The following is an 18,282-nucleotide window of genomic DNA, read 5'->3' as shown; positions in this document are numbered from 1 at the left end:
CGCATTACATTTCTGGGGAATCTGGTTTACAATGGTTCGCTGATTGATTGGAATGGCAGCGGTGTGATTTCGCTGGATGCCGGCGACGCTGAGCGCGGGAAGCGCTTTGCATTGCCGGCGTGTCTTTTCTGGAGGTGACTATGCCGAGCGGACGTGTGCGTTGGTTTGATCAGAAAAAGGGTTATGGGTTTATTCAGTCTGAGGAAGGCAAGGACGTGTTCCTCCCGGCTTCGGCATTGCCGAAGGGCGTCACGACATTGCGCAAGGGAGCGAAAGTGCAGTTTTCGGTAGCTGATGGCCGCCGTGGTCCGCAAGCGCTGTCCGTGACGGTGAATGAGCCGCTGCCGTCCATGGTGAAGGCGACTCGCCCGGCTCCTGAAGACATGGCGGCAATCGTCGAAGATCTCATCAAGCTGTTGGATGCAGCTGGCAACACTTTGCGTAGGCGTCACTATCCCGGTCCTCGGGAATCGCATAAACTTGCTGTGATGCTGCGTGCGGTTGCCGACGATTTCGATATTGAGGAGTGACCGGGCGATCAGGAGCGAATCCTGGCAACCAGCACTTTGAAATGCATGGCGGTCTGGAAAGGCCGCCGTTCGCATATTTCGGCAACATACTCTAAGGTTTGAATTATGACAGATGTGAACGAGACCCTTCCCACAGATTCCGATCAGGAGACTACACCGGCAGGGGTTTTGGACATGGGAATTCCGATTGCGCCGACGGATGAAGGCGATGACGCCCATGGTGAATCCGCGGATGAATACACGGATGAATCCACGACGGAGAACATGACCGGGAAGAACCGCCTTGAAGGTGATGCCGATACTGGCGATGAACCAGCTGCGGTGGATGGCGCGGATGCGGATGCCGTGGATGACGCGCAACAGCAGTCTGTGACGGAACGCACATCTCCGCAGGATGCCGCACAGTTCGATGATGAGCCGTATCCGAAGATCGATCCCAAGGAACTTGCCATGAACGTGGCTTTTCTCGTGGCAGAAGATGAGACGCAGGTCGGTAATTTCGTCGAATCCATCGACGAAGGCGACGGCATCACCGATTTTCGTTTTGAAGCGGCAGTGCCGGGGTATGAGAACTGGCAGTGGTCTGTGACGCTGTTCCACGATGAGACGCGTGATATTTGGACGGTGTGCGAGTCCTCGCTCGTTCCCGTGGAAGGCGCTTTGCTCGCACCACCGTGGATTCCATGGAAAGACAGGTTGGAGCCTTCTGACCTGTCGCCGACCGACTCCATCGGCACCGAGGAGGATGATCCTCGTCTGGAAGACGGTTTCCGTCCTGACAACACACAGGCCCGCACCGAACAGCAGCAGGTCGAGGAAAAAGACGAGCTTGAGCGTGAGCAATCCGACCCAGCGGTTGCCCAGGCAGCAGAAAAGGAAAAGCAAGAACATCAGGAAGCCGAGGAAATCGCTGAGGAATACAGTCTTTCCCGCCGTCGTGTGTTGACGCCCCTTGGTCGCTCCCAAGCTGCTGAACGATGGTATGGAGGCCCCCATGGCCCCAAGGCTCTGAGTACGAGGACCGCGGATGGCAAGATTTGCCAGACATGCGGTTTCTATGTGTCGCTGAAGGGAGACCTGGGGGAGATGTTTGGTGTGTGCGCCAACAAGTGGAGCCCTGATGACGGCAAGGTCGTCTCTGGAGACCATGGTTGCGGCGAACATTCGGAAATCGCTCCTCCTGCGCCTACCCCCATGTGGATTCAGACGCAGCCGGCGTTGGATGACAACACCATTGAAATTGTGCGCCAAGGACATCGCGACGAAAATGCCGCTGTCGAGATGATGGAGGACTTCGGTATCTCCGGCGACGAATCCTCGCAATCCACGGAAGTGATGGACAGCGCTGAGACGGATAACGACGAGAACTCCACGATGGGTGAAGGTGTGAATTCATCAGCGGATGCGGTTGAAGCTGCTGACGTGGAAGATTCGGCCCAGTCCGCCGATGGACGTGCTGCGCAAGCGTCGGGAGAGGAATCTGCGGCTGTGGTCTCATCTTCGGACGCACAAGCGGATGGAAAGGCAGCAGACGCTGCGGCAGAAGTGCCTGACGCAACGGATGCAGATGTCTCAGATGTCTCAGATGCCCCGCATGTCGATGCTTCGGATGCGGAGGCTCAGACTGCTGAGGCAACGGATGGAGCCGGAGCTGGAGCCGCGGCTGAAGGCGCGGATGAAGGCGATGGCATTGATGAGGTTGATCAATCCGTCGATAACGCTGGCGCAAATGAGTCCGCTGATGTGAATACAGCTGCTGGCACTGATGTGTCGACTAATGCTGATGCTCCCAATGAGTCCGATGGCGCAGATGAACCAGCTGTTGCTGATGCGCCCGAAGTCACACATCAGGCGGAAGCATCCGATGAACCAGACGAAACGCGGGAATTTCCCCAAGTCGCAGCAGAGTCTGCTGCTGTTGAAGTGGCTGAGACAGCGCAGGCAGCGGACAGCCAGCCATCCATTGAATCGATTGAGTCTGAATCGATTGAGTCTGAATCGATTGAGTCTGAATCGAATGAGACTGCTGAATAAAAAGGCGGCATGATAACAGGCAAATGAACGAGGCCCACGAAGCGTGTAAACGCTCCGCGGGCCTCGCGTTTTCATTGTTGAGCCACCGGTCCGGTTTAGTACACAACCGCCACTGCACAGTCATCACTGCGCAGTTGTCTGCGCACAATCGTTGTTAGCGTACAACTGTTGTCAGCGCACAATCGTCAGTGCACGATCGTGACAGTGCTCTTGGCGTTCTCCAAGACGTATTGGCTGACGGACCCCAACAATCGTGCATCGAAGCCGCTCAGGCCACGGGAACCAATGACGACCCGTTCGGCGTCTTCGCTGGCGCTGACCATGCCCTTTCCCGGAAGAATATGGAAGGCATGCGCTCGCACAAGCACGTCCGAGGGAATTTCCGCCTTCTCAATCCACTGCGCGACCTTGGATTCGGCGATGCTCTGCGCTTCTTCCTCGCTGGGGATGCCCTGGGCGGGGTCGGTATCAAGGGTCTTTATCTGCCAGCAATACAGGACCTTGAGCGGGCGCTTCTCAATGCGCGCCGCATGGGCGGCGAATGCAAGCGCCCTGAGAGAACATTCAGAACCGTCAATTCCCACGACGATAGGGCGAGATGCTGTGGGTTCGGATTCCAGATCATCGCTCAAGGCATGGTGGATATTTTCAGTGACAGCGTTTTCCTGATAGTTGCGCACGCGCACCACAGTGACTGGCACGTGGGAATGCTCAGCTATGGATGATGACACCGAGCCGAAGAACCAGCGTGCAACGGGATTCAGGGAACGGCGCCCCACTACGATTTGATCCGATTCCTGCCCGATGCGGAGCAATGCGGCGCTTCCTGAGGACCTGACACTGGTGAGCTTGAGCTTGGACATGTCGAAATTGATGCCTTCGTTGGCGATCTGAGCCCAGCTGTACAGCTTCTTGGTAATCCGCTCTCGGATGGCATCCCAGCCGGCTTCGTCCTCAGGCTCCGGGCCCATGTCCCACGAATACGTCCAGCCATACACGGCGTTGACATATTGCCCTGTGAGGGAGGCTTCCTGCATTGCCCAAGCCAGCGCGCAGCATGAGCCCTTCGAACCATCAATGCCAACGACGATGTCGGAATTCTTCTTGATAACGGGGAAGGAGCCCGTCTCGGTGGAAGGTTCGGTCATAATCTCTCCTTAACGGACGCCTAGGCGTCCGACGCGGCAAAGTATCCAATTCCCACTCTAGCGGACTGAAATAAAGTTGAGAAACACAGGGAACGCATTCCGCTGGTGCCAACTGTCCGGTGCGGGGATTGCCGATTGGGCTTGGCTCAGGGCATCTGGAGAATCATGACATGGGTGCGGAATGGGCGTACACGAGCGTTGCATGGGCGTTGCGTGAAGCGGATTCTGCACCGATGCCTGTCACATGGGCTTGTGAATGTATGAGTCCACGCCATTGTGTGCTCGTTGCAATCGAATCGGTTTCAGTTCATAGCGATATTCCGTTCAAATCGCTGCATTCGTCACCGAGAATCGGTAAAGTTGCAAGCACTTAGTAGGAGGGTTATCCGATGTTTGAACGTTTTACCGACCGAGCCCGGCGCGTTATCGTGCTGGCTCAAGAGGAAGCGCGCTCTCTCCAGCACAACTACATTGGAACCGAGCACTTGCTTCTGGGCCTGATCCGCGAAGGTGACGGCGTGGCGGCAAAGACGCTTGCATCCAAGGGAGTTGATCTGGACTCGGCGCGCAAACAAGTGGAGGAGATGATCGGCAAGGGGCACGCCACCCCCAACGGTCATATTCCGTTCACCCCGCATGCCAAGCAGGTGCTGGAACTGTCGTTGCGCGAAGCCTTGCAACTGGGGCATAGCTATATCGGTACCGAGCACATCCTTCTGGGACTCATCCAAGAGGGCGAGGGTGTGGGTACCCAAGTGCTGGTGAAGATGGGCGTGGACCTTGATGACCTGCGCTCTTCCGTCATTGATGCGATTCGTGGCAATGGCGAGCCCGGTCAGGAAGAAGGCGAACTCGCCAATTCCGGTCATGTGGCGGATAAGCAGAACAAGTCTGGTTCCGCCATTCTCAACCAGTTCGGTCGCAACATGACCCAGCAGGCCATCGATGGCAAGCTCGATCCCGTGATCGGACGCAGCAAGGAAATCGAACGCGTGATGGTCGTGCTCAGCCGCCGTACGAAAAACAATCCTGTGCTCGTCGGTGAGCCGGGCGTGGGCAAGACCGCTGTCGTCGAAGGTCTGGCGCAGAAGATCGCCGTGGGCGATGTGCCGGAGACGTTGCGCGGCAAGCAGCTGTATTCACTGGACATGGGCTCCATGGTGGCGGGTTCGCGCTACCGTGGCGATTTCGAGGAACGATTCAAGAAGGTCCTCAAGGAAGTCACCACCCGCGGTGACATCGTGCTGTTCATCGATGAGATTCACACGATTGTCGGTGCGGGGTCGGCTGATGGTGCTCTTGATGCCGGCGACATGCTCAAGCCCATGCTTGCCCGCGGTGAGATGCAGGTCATCGGCGCCACCACGAACGATGAGTATCGCAAGTACATAGAAAAGGACGCTGCTCTCGAACGCCGCTTCCAGCCTATTCAAGTGCCGGAGCCGACGGTCGCTGAAACCATTGAGATCCTCAAGGGACTGCGCAAGAAGTACGAGGACCACCACAAAGTCACGATTACCGACAACGCCATCCAGGCTGCTGCCGAGTTGTCGCAGCGCTACATCCAGGATCGCAATCTGCCCGACAAGGCGATTGATTTGATTGATGAGGCAGGCGCCCGTCTTCGCATCAAGCGTCTCACCGCACCGCCTGAGCTCAAGCAGATCGATCGCAAGCTTGCGACGATCAACGCTGAGAAGGACAAGGCCATCAAGGCTCAGGACTTCGAAAAGGCGGCGAATCTGCGCGATGAGCAGGAAAAGCTCGAGGCGGATCGCAAGGCCAAGGAAAAGGCTTGGAAGGAAGGCGCATCCGACGTGTCGATGGTCGTTGATGAAAACGTCATCGCCGATGTGCTCTCCGACACCACCGGAATCCCCGTGTATAAGATCACGCAGGCCGAATCCTCCAAGCTCATGCACATGGAGGACCAGCTTCATAAGCGCATCATCGGTCAAGACGATGCAGTTACGGCATTGTCCCGTTCCATTCGCCGTGCCCGCGTGGGACTCAAGGATCCCAAGCGCCCCAGCGGCTCCTTCATCTTCGCAGGCCCCACCGGCGTGGGCAAGACGGAACTTGCCAAGGCACTGGCTGAGTTCCTGTTTGACGACGAGGATGCGCTCATCCGCGTTGACATGTCGGAATTCGGAGAGAAGTACGCAGCCTCTCGTCTGTTCGGTGCCCCTCCGGGGTATGTCGGCTACGACGAGGGTGGCGAACTCACCGAAAAGGTGCGCCGCAAGCCGTTCTCGGTCATCCTGTTCGACGAAATTGAAAAGGCCCACCCCGATATCTTCAACACGCTGCTTCAGGTGCTTGATGATGGCCGCCTCACGGATGGCCAGGGTAGGACCGTCGATTTCAAGAACACCATCATCATCATGACGACCAATCTGGGTACGCGCAATATCACGCGTAGCGCCACCACTGGTTTCAATGTCGGTGGCAACACCCAGACGTCGTATGAGCGCATGAAGGAATCGGTGACCAGCGAGCTCAAGGAAAACTTCCGCCCCGAGTTCCTGAACCGACTTGACGACATCATCGTCTTCAGGCAGCTGACCGAGCCGCAGGTGCGCCAGATCGTGGATCTTGATCTCAAGAAGCTCAACGACCGCATGTTCGATCGTCATATTGAGCTTGAGCTCACGGATGCCGCCAAGGATGCGCTCGCTGTCAAGGGCTTCGATCCGCTCTTGGGCGCACGTCCGTTGAGGCGCGTCATCCAGAACCAGATTGAGGACGAGGTGGCCGAGGGAATCCTCGAAGGCCGGCTCCACGACAATGAGCGCATTAGCATCGATGCCAAGGGCGAAGGCAAAGATGCGACATTCGAGTTCGTGGGAATTCCGTTCGCTGCTGATGGCACGGTGGCGCAAGACGGTGCTCAGGGTGCTGATGGCACGGATGGCGTCGCGACATCAGGTGATGATTCGCAGCTTGTCTCCGAGCCAGTGAGCGATGCGGAAGACGGTGCTTCTACCGATACGTCGTCTTCGGACAGCGTTGCTGAATCGAATGACAACGCTGACTGACACATCGGCTGGAAGGGCAGCCTGACTCTGAATCCAGAAGGCTGGACCGCTGTCAATTAAGGAAGGTGGCTTGGAATCCTTGAGATTCCAAGCCACCTTTTATATGTGTTCGCAGGGATCATGTGCCGGGATGCCGTTACCCGTGTTTGCGTACATGCCGTTATATATTCGCAGTCGCGTTGTGCATTCTAAGATGTGCACCCGCGTTATGCGGGCAGCCATATCACAATAGCTGTGGGATGGCAATAAGCCCGGCGATCCAGATAACCACGCCGATGCATGCGCATACGTCGGCGGCACCGGGATGTGACTGGTGCCAGTGAGTGCGCACGATGCCGCTTTCGTATCCGCGGCTTTCCATGGCGGTGCCCATATGCTCGGCATGGCGCAGGGCGAGGGCGAACACCGGTACGAGCAGCGACACTGCGGCTTTGATGCGCCGCATGGGCCGACCTGTGGCTCCTGTATTGATGGGCTTTCTATAATGGAAGAGATTCGCTCATAACGAATTATCTTCACTTGTTCTTCTTCTTCTTCTTCTGCTGCTGCTTCTTCTCATGGCAGCGAGGCATTCCATGGCGCTGATTGCCACGCAGGCGAGGATGAGAATAAGGAAGACGCGCGCGGGAATGGGCGGGAGGAGGCTCAGACCGTCAGTACGTGTGATAAGCGTCATGGAAATCCAGATGAGGGTGAATACGAGTGCCGAGGTGAGCGCGGCGGCGATGACGCCGGCTGTGTATTCGATGAGCCCGATGGCAGTGACGAGGCGGCGCGGAGCACATATCTGGGCGAGTAGTCGGTCGCCGGGCGCGGCTTCGCGCACGGCGGTACCGACTGCCTGAATGAGTGCGATGAGTGCGATGAAAGCGGCACCGGCGATGAATGTGGACACACCTGTCCGCCCCTGCTTGCGATAGGCGACGTAGTAGTTGATGAACTCCTGCTTGGTGTACATGTGGGCCCATGAGAGGGATGAATCGGCGTTCCACGCGGACTGCACAGCGAGCGGGCTGCCAGTGTCGAGGTATCCCATGACGTATGCGTTGGATCCTCGAGATGTACCGAGCGCGTCGGTGAGCGCGATGTAGTCGGGCTGGAGACCGGGAAGGGAGCCGAACACAGCGACGATCCGCAATGTGTGCGGTGTATCGTCAGTGCCTCGGAGGGTGACGGTGTCGCCTACCTGCCCATATCCGCTGGCCACGGCCACTGCGTCATCGTCTAGGTCATTCAGGCTTCCGTCGGTGACGGCATGAATGACGAGGTTCGTGAGCAATGTGCCTCGGTCGCATTTGGCGACGAGGGCTGTGCGCACGGTCCGCCCGGTGTCGGCAGCATAACGCTCTGCATCGAATACGCCCGCTGATTCCACATTGGACGAGTTGCGGGCGAACGCCAGGGCCGCCGCGTAGTGCGATTCAGATGAATCCTCCGTGTTGCCTGCGACGGTTCCAGTGCTGCGCAAGACGAGAGGGGACGGAATCTGTGCCATATCTGTTGCGACGCTTTCGGCTGTGCCCACGTCCATCATAGACAGGAACGGGCAGACGACTAAGAGAAGAATGATGACGGGAAGCGCCACGGACGCTGCCCGTTGCCCGCCTCTGAGGCTCCGTTGCCGCGCCACGAGATACGCGGCTCGGTTGAACGGGACGGACAGAGCGGTGACGAAGGCAGCGATATGAGGCATGATGAGTGGCGCAGCGAGGGCGGTGGCGACGACATATAGCATGGTCTGCACGATGATTCGGGCCTCTGCCTGTATGCTCAAGGGAGTGAAGCCGACGGTGAGACCACCCGTCCCCAGAATTATTGCTGCAGCAATCCGTGCGCGGCCTGTCACATGGGATGGGGCGCACATGCCGACAACCGCCTCGATGGGAGCGACGTGGGTCAAGCGTCGTGTCGCTAGGAGGATTCCCAGGAGCAAGGCGAGAAGCATGAAGAGTAGCGTCAGAAGAATTCCTTGCGGATGGATGGCTATACGGAACGTGGGTGCGGCGCCGCCGATTCGAATCAGGAGGTGGGCAAGCGGGAAGCACAGACCGCATCCGATAATTGTGCCGAGGGATATGGCAGCAAGGCCCGGAGCACCCAGTGTGACCATCACCATGAGGCGCACCTGACGGGGTGTGCCTCCGTTGAGGTACAGCAAGGCATATTGCCGACGGTTCTCTTGCACGAGAAAACCGACCGCTGACACTGTGAGCACAAGCGAGGCGAGCAGACAGGATGAGACCATGATGCTCATGAACTCGGCGGTCCCTTCGTAGTAGGCGCGTGTTTCCAGACGTTGAAGAGCAGTTACCGCAGTAGGCGCGCCGTCACGGCTTTGTGCGGAGCACAGCACGAGAAATCCTGTGGACACGAGGGCGGACATGAAAAGAAGCGACAGGCAAAGTGAGCGGTACGAAGTGCGGTGCGCGTGGCGGAATTGATTGGACAGGCTAAGGAATCGCATGGCTATTCACTCCCCTTCGTGCGAGTCCGCGCTGATGTGCACCTCATCGTCGGGGATTGTGGTAGCGTCGGCGGGACTGGCGAATCCGGTGGCGAAGGCGAGTGCGATGTCCGAGGCACTCATCCTACCGTGGACGCTGGCTAATCGCCCGTCTACGAGGAACACCACGCGGTCTGCACACGCCGCTACGTTCGGATCGTGCGTCACCATGATCAGCGTCTGTCCATGCTTCACAACCATGCCGAACAAGTCCATGACTGCGCGCGTCGTGTGTGTGTCCAGCGCACCTGTGGGCTCGTCGGCGAACACCACATCCGGATGTGTGGCCAGGGCACGCGCAATCGCCACGCGCTGGCTCTGGCCACCAGAAATACCATCCGGATACCTATCGCCGTACCCGTCCAGTCCTACGCTTGTCAACGCTTCGTTAGCTTCAGCTTCGCTAATCGGGGCGGGACCGAAGAGAGTGGGTAGCATGACGTTCTGCGTGCAGGTGAGCTCGGGAAGCAAGTTGTAGCCTTGGAAAACGAACCCAAAATGCTCACGGCGGAACCGCGTCAGCTCGTCGGGTGACAGCCCAGTGATGTCCGTGCCGCTGCACGACACTCGACCTTCAGATGGACGCAGAAGCCCGCTCATGCAGTACAGGAGCGTTGACTTGCCAGACCCTGATGGTCCCATCACCGCAGTCCACGAACCGACGGGGAATTTTAGCGACACGCCGTCTACGACGAACGCATCGCCGCCATAGGAATGACGCAGCCCATGCACGGACAAAGCGACATCAATGGAAGAGACGGTTTCGGCAGTCTTGAGCTCCGCCGAATTGTTGGCAGTTACATCTCTTATCATTTTGTTCCTTCCATACGCACGACGGTACTTCAACAATATGAAGATGTGAAACACGAAAGAGAAAAAGAAGGCAGGCGTGCATCCCCTGTAAAACAGGGAACCTACCCGCCTGCCGATGGCTGTGCTCTCAGTAAGAAGCCAAAATTCTAGCAGTTCAAGCTCATCGTGCTCCAAGACTGATGGCAATTATTGCTCAATGTGGACCACGGCGCACTCTGCTGCTCATCTTGCTCAAGATTTTGCAAATCAAGCAACGAGTTCATATTCCACCTTCTCTCTCGTAACCGCGGGTTCACCATAGCTGTGGGATGGCGATAAGTCCTGCCAGCCACAGTGCTACGCCGATGCATGCGCACAGGTCGGCAGCGCCGGGATGTGACTGGTGCCAGTGTGTGCGCACGATGCCGCTTTCGTATCCGCGGCTTTCCATGGCGGTGCCCATATGCTCGGCATGGCGCAGGGCGAGGGCGAACACCGGCACGAGCAGCGACACTGCGGCTTTCAATCGCTTGGAGGGGCTACCCGTGGATATGTTGCCGCCACGGCTGGCCTGTGCATGTGCCAGCTGCGTGAATTCACGGCTGATGATGGGCAGGAACCGTATCGCCAGTGTCATGATGAGAGCGCATTCGTGTATCGGGACTCCGATGCGCGCCAGCGGGGATAGCAGCGATTCCGTGGCGTCGGTGAGCCGTGTGGTGGATGCCGCTGACACCGCTGTGGCGCCGATGACGATGACCAAGGCGAAACGGAGAGAATACAGCACCGCGTTGCGCAGCCCCTCATCGGTGATTGGTATGGTGCCTATATGGCATATGGCGGATCCGGTGCGCACGAAAAACACGTTGAAGAGCCCGAGCACTAGGATGATCGCAAACAATGATTTGCATGAAGCCATGATGCGACGCGCGCCTGCATCGGTCAGGCACATTGCAGTAAGAACCCCGATAAACGCCCATGCGAGTTGGAGCGGGGACGTGACGGTGAACATGCCTGCCATCATGATGGTGCACACGATCTCAAGCACTCGCGTGTCCATGCGAGAAACGAGGCGGTGTGCGTTCCGTCGCCGCTTGCCGTGCTGCTGTTGCTTGTGCTGCTTGTGTTCGCTTTGTACGTTGGTCTGCGACAGGTCGGTATCCGAAATATTCCCTGCGCTTCCCGAAGAGGCGGTGTCCAAATGAAAAGTGCGTGTCGCCACTGTGCGGAAGCGGTCAGGGTCGTGGGTGACGACGACAATAGTCACCCCGCGTCGATGCAAGCCGTCGAGCAGACCGATGATGCGATGGCATGCACGGGCATCCAGACCAGCGGTCGGCTCGTCGAGCAGCAAGACATCTGGGTCCATTGACAGGACGCCGGCGATTGCCGCCAGACGCTTTTGGCCTCCGGATAGCTCCCAGGGGGAACGGTCGGCAAGCTTGCTGATTCCCACGGTCTCCAATGTGTCATGCACGCGCTGATTCACCGAGACACTGTTCAATCCGAGATTCGTCGGTCCGAAGGCGACATCCTGCGCCACAGTCGTTTCGAACAGCTGCCGTTCGGGCATTTGCATCACATAGCCGATGCGTCCCAGCAGCTGCCGCTTGCCTTTGCGCGAATGAGGGTCGCATCCCCAAGCCCGCACCGTGCCCTGTGTCGGTTTGTTGATGCCGCTGAGCAGCGACAGCAGCGTGGACTTTCCTGAACCGTTGGAGCCTGTGATGGTGACGAATTCCCCTTGCGTCACAGTGAAATCGATGTTGCGTAGCGTAAAGGCGTCGGCGTTCGGGTAGCGGAACGAGACGTTCTTCACAGCGAAGACGATACCGCGCTGTGATGCGTCGTCACATGATGAGTCATCACAAGATGCCGAAGTCGATGGCATGGCGGGTTGTGCACTTGGTCCAGCAGGCAAGCCTGGCGTCGTGTCAGTGGATTGCTTGCTGGCTGGAGCGGCATCAGAGGGGGGAACGGAAACTTGCGCGGCCGCCGGCTTGCATAGATTGCATCCCTCCGCCGGGCCATCATAGATGATCGAGCCATTGTCGAGTTCAATGACGCGGGAGGCGAGACGGGCTTCGGAAGCGATGTGCGTCACTTGCACAATTGTGGTGCCATGGTCGTGTGCCATCTTCATGGTGCGCAGTGTTTCTGCACGGCCTTGAGGGTCGAGCATGGCGGTCGGTTCGTCAAGCACCAGCATCCGAGGATGCAAGGCAAGCGTGCCGGCGATGGCGACCCTTTGCTGTTGGCCGCCGGACAGGTCGTCGGGGTCAGAGAGGGCCTCGCCTTCCATTCCGGTGCGCGCCAAGGCATCATGCACTCTTTCGCTGATGGTGTGAGCGGGAAGACCTTGGTTTTCGGGGCCGAATGCCACGTCATCTTCCACAACAGTCGTGACGATCTGGTCCTCGGGATTTTGCTGCACCAGGCCGATGTTGCGGCGCGCGGCGCGATACGCGTCAAGATTGACTCCCGAGACTGGTGTGAAACAGTCCAGGCCCATCAATTGCACACTGCCATTGTCGGGTGCCGTGAGACCGCTGAGCAGCCGTGAAAGCGTGGTCTTTCCCGATCCGTTTGACCCCATGATGGCCACCCATTCGCCATCGTGGATGGTTACGTCAAGGTTGTCGAGCACCGTGCGTGTCCCATGGCGGAACGTCACGTTGCGCAAGCATGCGACGGCGGTGGGTTGCGCGGTGGGTTGCGCGGCAGGCTGTGTGCTGGGCGTTGCCGTGGATGTTGTCGCGGACACTGTCGGGGCGTTCGGCAGGGGTAGTGTCGCGGCATTCGCCTCAGATGTTGTCATTGCAGCTACTGTGGGCATTGCAGCTTTCTTTGATGCTTCGTCAGACATGTATTGCACAACGCCACGTGGAGCTACGGCAGGAATCCTCGTAGCTCCACGTGGCGTCACATGATCGTGTGCGACTGTGGTATCAGTCGGCGTCATTCGCAAGAAGCCGTGTGCAGGGGCGCAGCAGCGCAAGGCTGATCACGGCGTTGATGACGGCCTTGAGAATGTTGAACGGCAGGAGCACCGGCACGATGAGGCCCACCACTGCAGATACGGTGATGGCCGGGTTGTAGAGCGGCGTGATGATCAGATTGCCGACGACCGCGCCAGCGGTGGCAAGCACCGTTCCCAGGACCAGGCCGAGCACGGCAGAGCCAATGGTGCGCTTGCGGCGATACACTGCGGCCGCGGGCACGCTCATGAGCAGTGCCACGAGGATCGCGATAATCGCGCCAAACGGATTGGTGAACAGATGCGGCACGAACGACAGCACTGACACGATTGCCGCTGCCGATGGGCCGAACGTGAAGCCAGCGATGATGCACATGACGATGGACGGGTCATATTTGAGATACGGAGCCGCAGGGAAAATCGGAACTTCCACGAACGTCAGGGCAATCGCGACTGCGACGAACAATGCGTAGATGGCGATGCGCTTCGCTGACCACCGTGATTGGTCAACGGTGGAATGAGAAGAAACCACCGGCTTGGACGGAGATGACGATGCCGAACCGATCGATTCCGAGGGATTGACAGAGCCGGGTGCCGCGGAATCGGATGCGACGGAACTGGAACCCGCGGGAACCGTTACGTCGTCGGATGCGGTCTGGAAGGTATGGGATTGCACAGAATTGCTCATATGAGCCTCGTTTCTTTCATCCGGACTGTTACCGTTGGCTTCGTAATTTCAACGAATCGGCTGCTTTCGCAGGTCGCGGGCTGTACCGCCAGTGAGGAATTTCACCTCGCCCTGAAACAACGTGTGCATAGTATCACGTTTGGTGACCGGCGTGTTTCATTTATCCACAAGACGGTCTGCGTCGGTGAGTGTGGCCCTTTGATGAACTACGATGAAGACATGAGCTTTGATAATTCCGCCGTGCCCACCAGCGGTTCGCCGCGCCAGGAATTTGGACTGAGGCTTGCCGCCGCCATGCGCGAGCATGGACCGCTGTGCGTGGGAATCGATCCGCATCGCAAGAATCTGCACGACTGGGGCTATAACATCGACGCCGAAGGGGCGGAGCTGTTTTCCATGCGCATGTTGCAAGGCGCACAAGGAAGGGCGGCTGCAGTCAAGTTCCAGATGCCCATGTTTGAACGCTATGGTTCCAAAGGCTATGCGGCGTTGGAACGCGCATTGTATGCAGCCCGGCAGATGGAGCTGATCACCATCGTCGACTGCTTGCGCGGCGGTCTTCCCACGACCCTGTCATCCATCGCCGACGCTTATCTGAAGCCGGACGGGCCGTTGTACACGGACGCCATCACGCTGCTGCCGTATTACGGTTTCCATTCGCTCGACGGTTTGGTCAACGATGCCCTCAACAACGGTTGCGGTGTGTTCGTGGCGTCGCTGACACCGAACCCCGAAGGTGCACATTTGCAATCCGCCATTCGCCAGGCAGGGGAGTACGCCGGGCAAACGGTGGCGTACGGCATTGCGCAGGATGCGCAGAAATACAATGCGGAATTCCCCGACTCCATGGGCTCCGTGGGACTTATCATCGGCGCATCCATCGGCAAGTGGATGAAGGAAGGCGGCGTGGACCCTGCCAAGTTCACCGGACCGATTCTTTCGCCAGGCTATGGATGGCAGGGGGCGACCGACGATGATCTCAAGACCGTGTTTGCTGGCACGCATGGCAACGTGCTCGTGACTGTCGCCCGGTCCATCGCCGCGCATGGCCCTGACATCGATGAACTGAGCAAAGCCGTGACCGCCATCGGCGATGAGGTGCGTCGCGCAATGGACGTGGCTCAGCATGCTCCGCACCCCACTCAGGACAGCGACTCCTTCTCTGTCGCTGCGCCGGCTGTGGCTCATGCGCAGGGAACGACACAGACGGGGAATGATGCGAGCGCCGTCCCAAGCGTTGGCGCTGGGATCGTTCATGCCGCGGATGCTATTGCGGTGCCTGGTGACGCGGTCATCGCTGCCGACGACGTGGAGGAACTCGCCGACGCTGAAGAATCCGTAGGCCAGGCCGCTGATGATGAACTCGATGAGGCGGAAGCGGAGGATTCCCAGGCGGAGGCTGGAGTGGACGCCTCGGCAGAAGCTCACACTGACGCACAGAACGCACCGGCAGAAGCGAATGCTGAGACGCAGGCAGGTGCGCAGCAAGCCGATAATGCCAATAATGGTGCACACGCTTCTGAAGCTCAGTGAGTCCAGACGTGCGTCCGTTGCATAGGACTTCCACACACAAGAACACCACTCCATCAAAGGAACCACGACAACAACCGGCACCGAAACCGGTGGGAGGAACAGATTCGCGCATGAGCGACCAAGTGCAAAACAGCACAAATAACGACAATGCTGATCAGTCGACCAAGCCGACCCGTAGGTTGATCGTGTTCTCGGGGCCTACCGCCGTGGGGAAGGGAACAGTGGAGCACAAGCTGCTGCATGACCATCCCGGCATTTGGGTGTCGATTTCCGCCACGACACGTGACAAACGCCCCGGTGAGGTGGATGGCGTGGATTATCACTTCGTCACCACCGACAAGTTCGAGCAGATGGAGCGTAATGGGGAATTCCTCGAGACCGCTGTTGTGCATGGCATGGCGCATTATGGCACGCCCATCCAGCCACTGCTTGACCACATGAACGCTGGCATCCCCACCTTGGTGGAAATCGATTTGCAAGGCGCTCGCCGCGTCAAGCAACGCGCCAAGGAGCTGGGGCTCGACGTCATGTATGTGTTCCTTGCGCCGCCTACGTTCGATGACTTGGCGAAACGCTTGGAATCGCGAGGCACTGAGAACGCTGAGCAAAGAGAGAAAAGGCTGGAGACCGCACGCGTGGAAATCGCGGCGGAATCCGAATTTGACCGTGTGATCGTCAATGATGAGGTGGATCGCGCTGCCAACGAACTGTGGGGCGTCATCGCTCAGGAGTATGGCCTGGAAGACTAGGTCAGCTGGAATCTCAGGTCAGCTGGAATCCCATGCCATGGAATCCCAGCTGGAAACCTAGGTCAGCCAGAAGTCTAGGTTTACGGCCCAGCCCAGGTAAATTGATCAGGCACATTGATCACGTGCATTGATATGAGCCGATGAAACCCATGTGAGGTCTTGGATACCCAAGCGTCCAAGACCTCACTTCTATGCAAGGCGAGCCATTTTGCAAGGCGCATGCACATGATTGGGGCCCGTCCGGATTGTCCGGGCGGGCCCCAATCGGCTTCACATGAGATTTGTTGTGTGGAATATCACCGAGTGAAATTCCACACGCGCATCGCCTGCCTTAGTCGAGGTTGGCGAGCTTGTTGATGAGGTCGGGGTCGCGGGTGGCGCCCTTGTCGGCGGAGCGTGCGAAAGCGGCGTAAGCCTTGAGGGCCAACGACACCTTGCGATCGCGGTGCGGACGGTAGCCTTCGCCTTCCTCGATCTTCTTGCGGCGGGCGGCGAGCACATCGTCGGGCACGTTCACGCTGATCGTGCGCTCAGGGATGTTGATCTCGATCTCGTCGCCGTTCTCGATGAGGGCGATTGGGCCGCCTGCAGCGGCTTCAGGAGCCACGTGGCCGATGGACAGACCGGACGAACCGCCGGAGTAACGGCCATCGGTGATGAGAGCGACCTTCTTGCCGATGCCCTTGCCCTTGACGAATGCGGTCGGATACAGCATTTCCTGCATGCCCGGGCCGCCCTTGGGGCCTTCATAGCGGATGATTAGCGCATCGCCGGGCTTGAGCTCGTCAGAGAGAATGGCCTTGCAGGCCTGCTCCTGGGAGTCCACGACGAATGCCTTGCCCTTGAAATGCCAGATGGACTTGTCGACGCCCGCGGTCTTGACGACGCAGCCGTTGGGGGCAAGATTGCCGTGAAGAATGGCGAGGCCGCCTTCTTCGATCTCCGGATGATCGATGTCATGCACCGCGCCGTTGACGGGATCGGTGTCGAGGGTATCGAACAGCGTGGTGTGCGTCCACGGTTCAGGGGAGATGATGCCGCCGGGCGCTGCATGGAACAGACGCTTGGCTTCGTCAGTGCACGTGTCGCGGCGGATATCCCAATCGTTGAGCTTGGCTTCGAGGCTGGGGTAATCGACAGAATGCACGTCTTGGTGCAGCTTGCCGGCGCGGTCGAGCTCGCCAAGTATACGGCTGATGCCGCCGGCGCGATGCACATCGGAAATCTCCCACTTGCCGGAAGGAGCGGCCTTGCAGATGCAGGGCACGGTGTGCGAGATGCGCTCGATGTCATCGAGCGTGAAGTCCACGTCGGCGCTCTGCGCGCAAGCGAGGATGTGCAGCACGGTGTTGGTGGAGCCGCCCATTGCCACATCCATCGTCATGGCGTTTTCGAACGCATGCTTCGTGGCGATGGAACGCGGCAACACGGAATCGTCGTCCTGAAGATAGTAGCGGTTCGCCAGATCGACGATAAGCTTGCCGGCTTTCTCGAACAGTTCCTTGCGGTAGGAGTGGGAGGCAAGCGTCGTGCCATTGCCCGGCAGCGCGAGGCCGAGGGCTTCGGTGAGGCAGTTCATGGAATTGGCGGTGAACATGCCGGCGCAGGAACCGCAGGTCGGGCATGCGGTGCGCTCGAAGTTGACGAGCTCCTCGTCGGAGATGTTGTTGTCGGCGGAGGCGGACATAACGGAGATGAGGTCCGTGCGTTCCTTCTTGCCGTTGACGACGGTGTAGCCGGCTTCCATCGGGCCGCCGGAGACGAAGATCGTGGGGATGTTGAGGCGCAGAGCCGCCATGAGCATGCCCGGCGTGACCTTGTCGCAGTTGGAGATGCAGATAAGGGCGTCGGCGCAATGCGCGTTGACGGAGTACTCGACTGCGTCGGCGATGATATCGCGGCTGGGCAGTGAGTAGAGCATGCCGGTGTGGCCCATGGCGATGCCGTCGTCGACGGCGATCGTGTTGAACTCACGCGGGATGCCGCCTGCCTGCTTGACGGCTTCGGAGACAAGACGGCCGACCTTCTGCAGATGCACGTGGCCGGGGAGGAATTCGGAGAAGGAATTGGCGATTGCCACGATGGGCTTGCCGAAATCCTTGTCGCTCACGCCTGCAGCGCGGTAAAGGGCGCGGGCGCCTGCGAACATGCGATCGTTATTGATGACTGTTGCAGATCTCATTTTCATGCCCCCACACTATCGCGCGCGTGCGGACTTGTGCGCGGGTATGTCGCATACCGAACGCGTGTGCGCCGAACATGCTGGGCAGTGTGCGCCGAGCGTTGCGGG

Annotated in this window: 12 protein-coding genes, 1 pseudogene and 1 riboswitch; of the genes and pseudogenes, 5 read left to right on the top strand and 8 right to left on the bottom strand. The window is 58.7% G+C overall.

The genetic code is table 11. The features are described from left to right. The first annotated feature begins 140 nt into the window (after positions 1-140). Both CLV65_RS04950 and CLV65_RS04945 read left to right on the top strand, forming a co-directional pair. Positions 141-530 carry a cold-shock protein gene (locus CLV65_RS04950; protein ID WP_094690842.1) on the top strand — a complete coding sequence of 130 codons (390 nt, stop codon included), beginning with the start codon at positions 141-143 and terminating at the stop codon, positions 528-530. A 105-nt stretch (positions 531-635) separates the two neighbouring features. Continuing rightward, positions 636-2,564 (top strand): DUF3027 domain-containing protein, encoded by a 1,929-nt coding sequence (locus CLV65_RS04945; protein ID WP_244569106.1) that lies wholly within the window; start codon positions 636-638, stop codon positions 2,562-2,564. A 185-nt stretch (positions 2,565-2,749) separates the two neighbouring features. Here the strand turns inward: CLV65_RS04945 and CLV65_RS04940 are convergent, their stop codons facing one another. After that, on the bottom strand, positions 2,750-3,712 hold the full coding sequence (locus CLV65_RS04940; protein WP_094690841.1) for a universal stress protein: 963 nt from the start codon (positions 3,710-3,712) through the stop codon (positions 2,750-2,752). Positions 3,713-4,101: 389 nt separating this feature from the next. Between CLV65_RS04940 and CLV65_RS04935 the strand changes: the two genes are divergently transcribed. Beyond that, positions 4,102-6,750 carry an ATP-dependent Clp protease ATP-binding subunit gene (locus CLV65_RS04935; protein WP_094690840.1) on the top strand — a complete coding sequence of 883 codons (2,649 nt, stop codon included), beginning with the start codon at positions 4,102-4,104 and terminating at the stop codon, positions 6,748-6,750. 223 nt (positions 6,751-6,973) lie between these two features. Here the strand turns inward: CLV65_RS04935 and CLV65_RS04930 are convergent, their stop codons facing one another. The 6 genes from CLV65_RS04930 to CLV65_RS04910 form a co-directional block, all read right to left on the bottom strand. Next, positions 6,974-7,195 carry an energy-coupling factor transporter transmembrane component T gene (locus tag CLV65_RS04930; protein ID WP_094690839.1) on the bottom strand — a complete coding sequence of 74 codons (222 nt, stop codon included), beginning with the start codon at positions 7,193-7,195 and terminating at the stop codon, positions 6,974-6,976. Positions 7,196-7,249: 54 nt separating this feature from the next. Continuing rightward, positions 7,250-9,004 carry an FtsX-like permease family protein gene (locus tag CLV65_RS04925; protein WP_157847224.1) on the bottom strand — a complete coding sequence of 585 codons (1,755 nt, stop codon included), beginning with the start codon at positions 9,002-9,004 and terminating at the stop codon, positions 7,250-7,252. Between the two features lie 216 nt (positions 9,005-9,220). Continuing rightward, positions 9,221-10,066: an ABC transporter ATP-binding protein gene (locus CLV65_RS04920; RefSeq protein WP_094690957.1), complete on the bottom strand. Its 846-nt coding sequence runs from the start codon at positions 10,064-10,066 to the stop codon at positions 9,221-9,223. 146 nt (positions 10,067-10,212) lie between these two features. After that, positions 10,213-10,329, bottom strand: a complete 117-nt coding sequence (locus CLV65_RS09205; protein ID WP_211278397.1) for a class III lanthipeptide — start codon at positions 10,327-10,329, stop codon at positions 10,213-10,215. A gap of 29 nt (positions 10,330-10,358) precedes the next feature. Continuing rightward, complete coding sequence (locus CLV65_RS04915) at positions 10,359-12,863, bottom strand: energy-coupling factor transporter ATPase (protein ID WP_158216090.1); 2,505 nt, start codon at positions 12,861-12,863, stop codon at positions 10,359-10,361. Positions 12,864-12,993: 130 nt separating this feature from the next. Next, positions 12,994-13,710, bottom strand: coding sequence for an ECF transporter S component (locus tag CLV65_RS04910; RefSeq protein WP_094690836.1), 717 nt, complete (start codon positions 13,708-13,710; stop codon positions 12,994-12,996). 4 nt (positions 13,711-13,714) lie between these two features. Then, positions 13,715-13,833: riboswitch (FMN riboswitch) on the bottom strand. 96 nt (positions 13,834-13,929) lie between these two features. Here CLV65_RS04910 and pyrF point away from each other — a divergent pair. Further along, positions 13,930-14,823, top strand: a pseudogene (gene pyrF / locus CLV65_RS04905) (orotidine-5'-phosphate decarboxylase); the annotation flags it as partial. Between the two features lie 530 nt (positions 14,824-15,353). After that, the gene (gene gmk / locus CLV65_RS04900; RefSeq protein ID WP_094690834.1) at positions 15,354-15,992 is read left to right on the top strand and encodes a guanylate kinase; all 639 of its coding nucleotides are present in this window, start codon (positions 15,354-15,356) and stop codon (positions 15,990-15,992) included. 331 nt (positions 15,993-16,323) lie between these two features. Here gmk and ilvD read toward each other — a convergent pair whose 3' ends face one another. Beyond that, positions 16,324-18,180, bottom strand: a complete 1,857-nt coding sequence (gene ilvD / locus CLV65_RS04895) for a dihydroxy-acid dehydratase (protein WP_094690833.1) — start codon at positions 18,178-18,180, stop codon at positions 16,324-16,326. Positions 18,181-18,282: the final 102 nt, after the last annotated feature.

The organism is Pseudoscardovia suis, from assembly GCF_002797875.1.
GTDB classification, from domain to species: Bacteria; Actinomycetota; Actinomycetes; order Actinomycetales; family Bifidobacteriaceae; genus Pseudoscardovia; species Pseudoscardovia suis.
Note: the sequence above shows the minus strand (reverse complement) of the source record. Positions and strands in the feature narration are given on the sequence as shown.

Bases quoted from the DNA above. Each gene is read 5' to 3' on its own strand.
- ilvD (WP_094690833.1), bottom strand. From the start codon at position 18,180: ATGAAAATGAGATCTGCAACAGTCATCAATAACGATCGCATGTTCGCA.
- gmk (WP_094690834.1), top strand. From the start codon at position 15,354: ATGAGCGACCAAGTGCAAAACAGCACAAATAACGACAATGCTGATCAG.
- CLV65_RS04925 (WP_157847224.1), bottom strand. From the start codon at position 9,004: ATGAGCATCATGGTCTCATCCTGTCTGCTCGCCTCGCTTGTGCTCACA.
- CLV65_RS09205 (WP_211278397.1), bottom strand. From the start codon at position 10,329: ATGAACTCGTTGCTTGATTTGCAAAATCTTGAGCAAGATGAGCAGCAG.
- CLV65_RS04920 (WP_094690957.1), bottom strand. From the start codon at position 10,066: ATGATAAGAGATGTAACTGCCAACAATTCGGCGGAGCTCAAGACTGCC.
- CLV65_RS04950 (WP_094690842.1), top strand. From the start codon at position 141: ATGCCGAGCGGACGTGTGCGTTGGTTTGATCAGAAAAAGGGTTATGGG.
- CLV65_RS04930 (WP_094690839.1), bottom strand. From the start codon at position 7,195: ATGCGGCGCATCAAAGCCGCAGTGTCGCTGCTCGTACCGGTGTTCGCC.
- CLV65_RS04935 (WP_094690840.1), top strand. From the start codon at position 4,102: ATGTTTGAACGTTTTACCGACCGAGCCCGGCGCGTTATCGTGCTGGCT.
- CLV65_RS04915 (WP_158216090.1), bottom strand. From the start codon at position 12,863: ATGACAACATCTGAGGCGAATGCCGCGACACTACCCCTGCCGAACGCC.
- CLV65_RS04945 (WP_244569106.1), top strand. From the start codon at position 636: ATGACAGATGTGAACGAGACCCTTCCCACAGATTCCGATCAGGAGACT.
- CLV65_RS04940 (WP_094690841.1), bottom strand. From the start codon at position 3,712: ATGACCGAACCTTCCACCGAGACGGGCTCCTTCCCCGTTATCAAGAAG.
- CLV65_RS04910 (WP_094690836.1), bottom strand. From the start codon at position 13,710: ATGAGCAATTCTGTGCAATCCCATACCTTCCAGACCGCATCCGACGAC.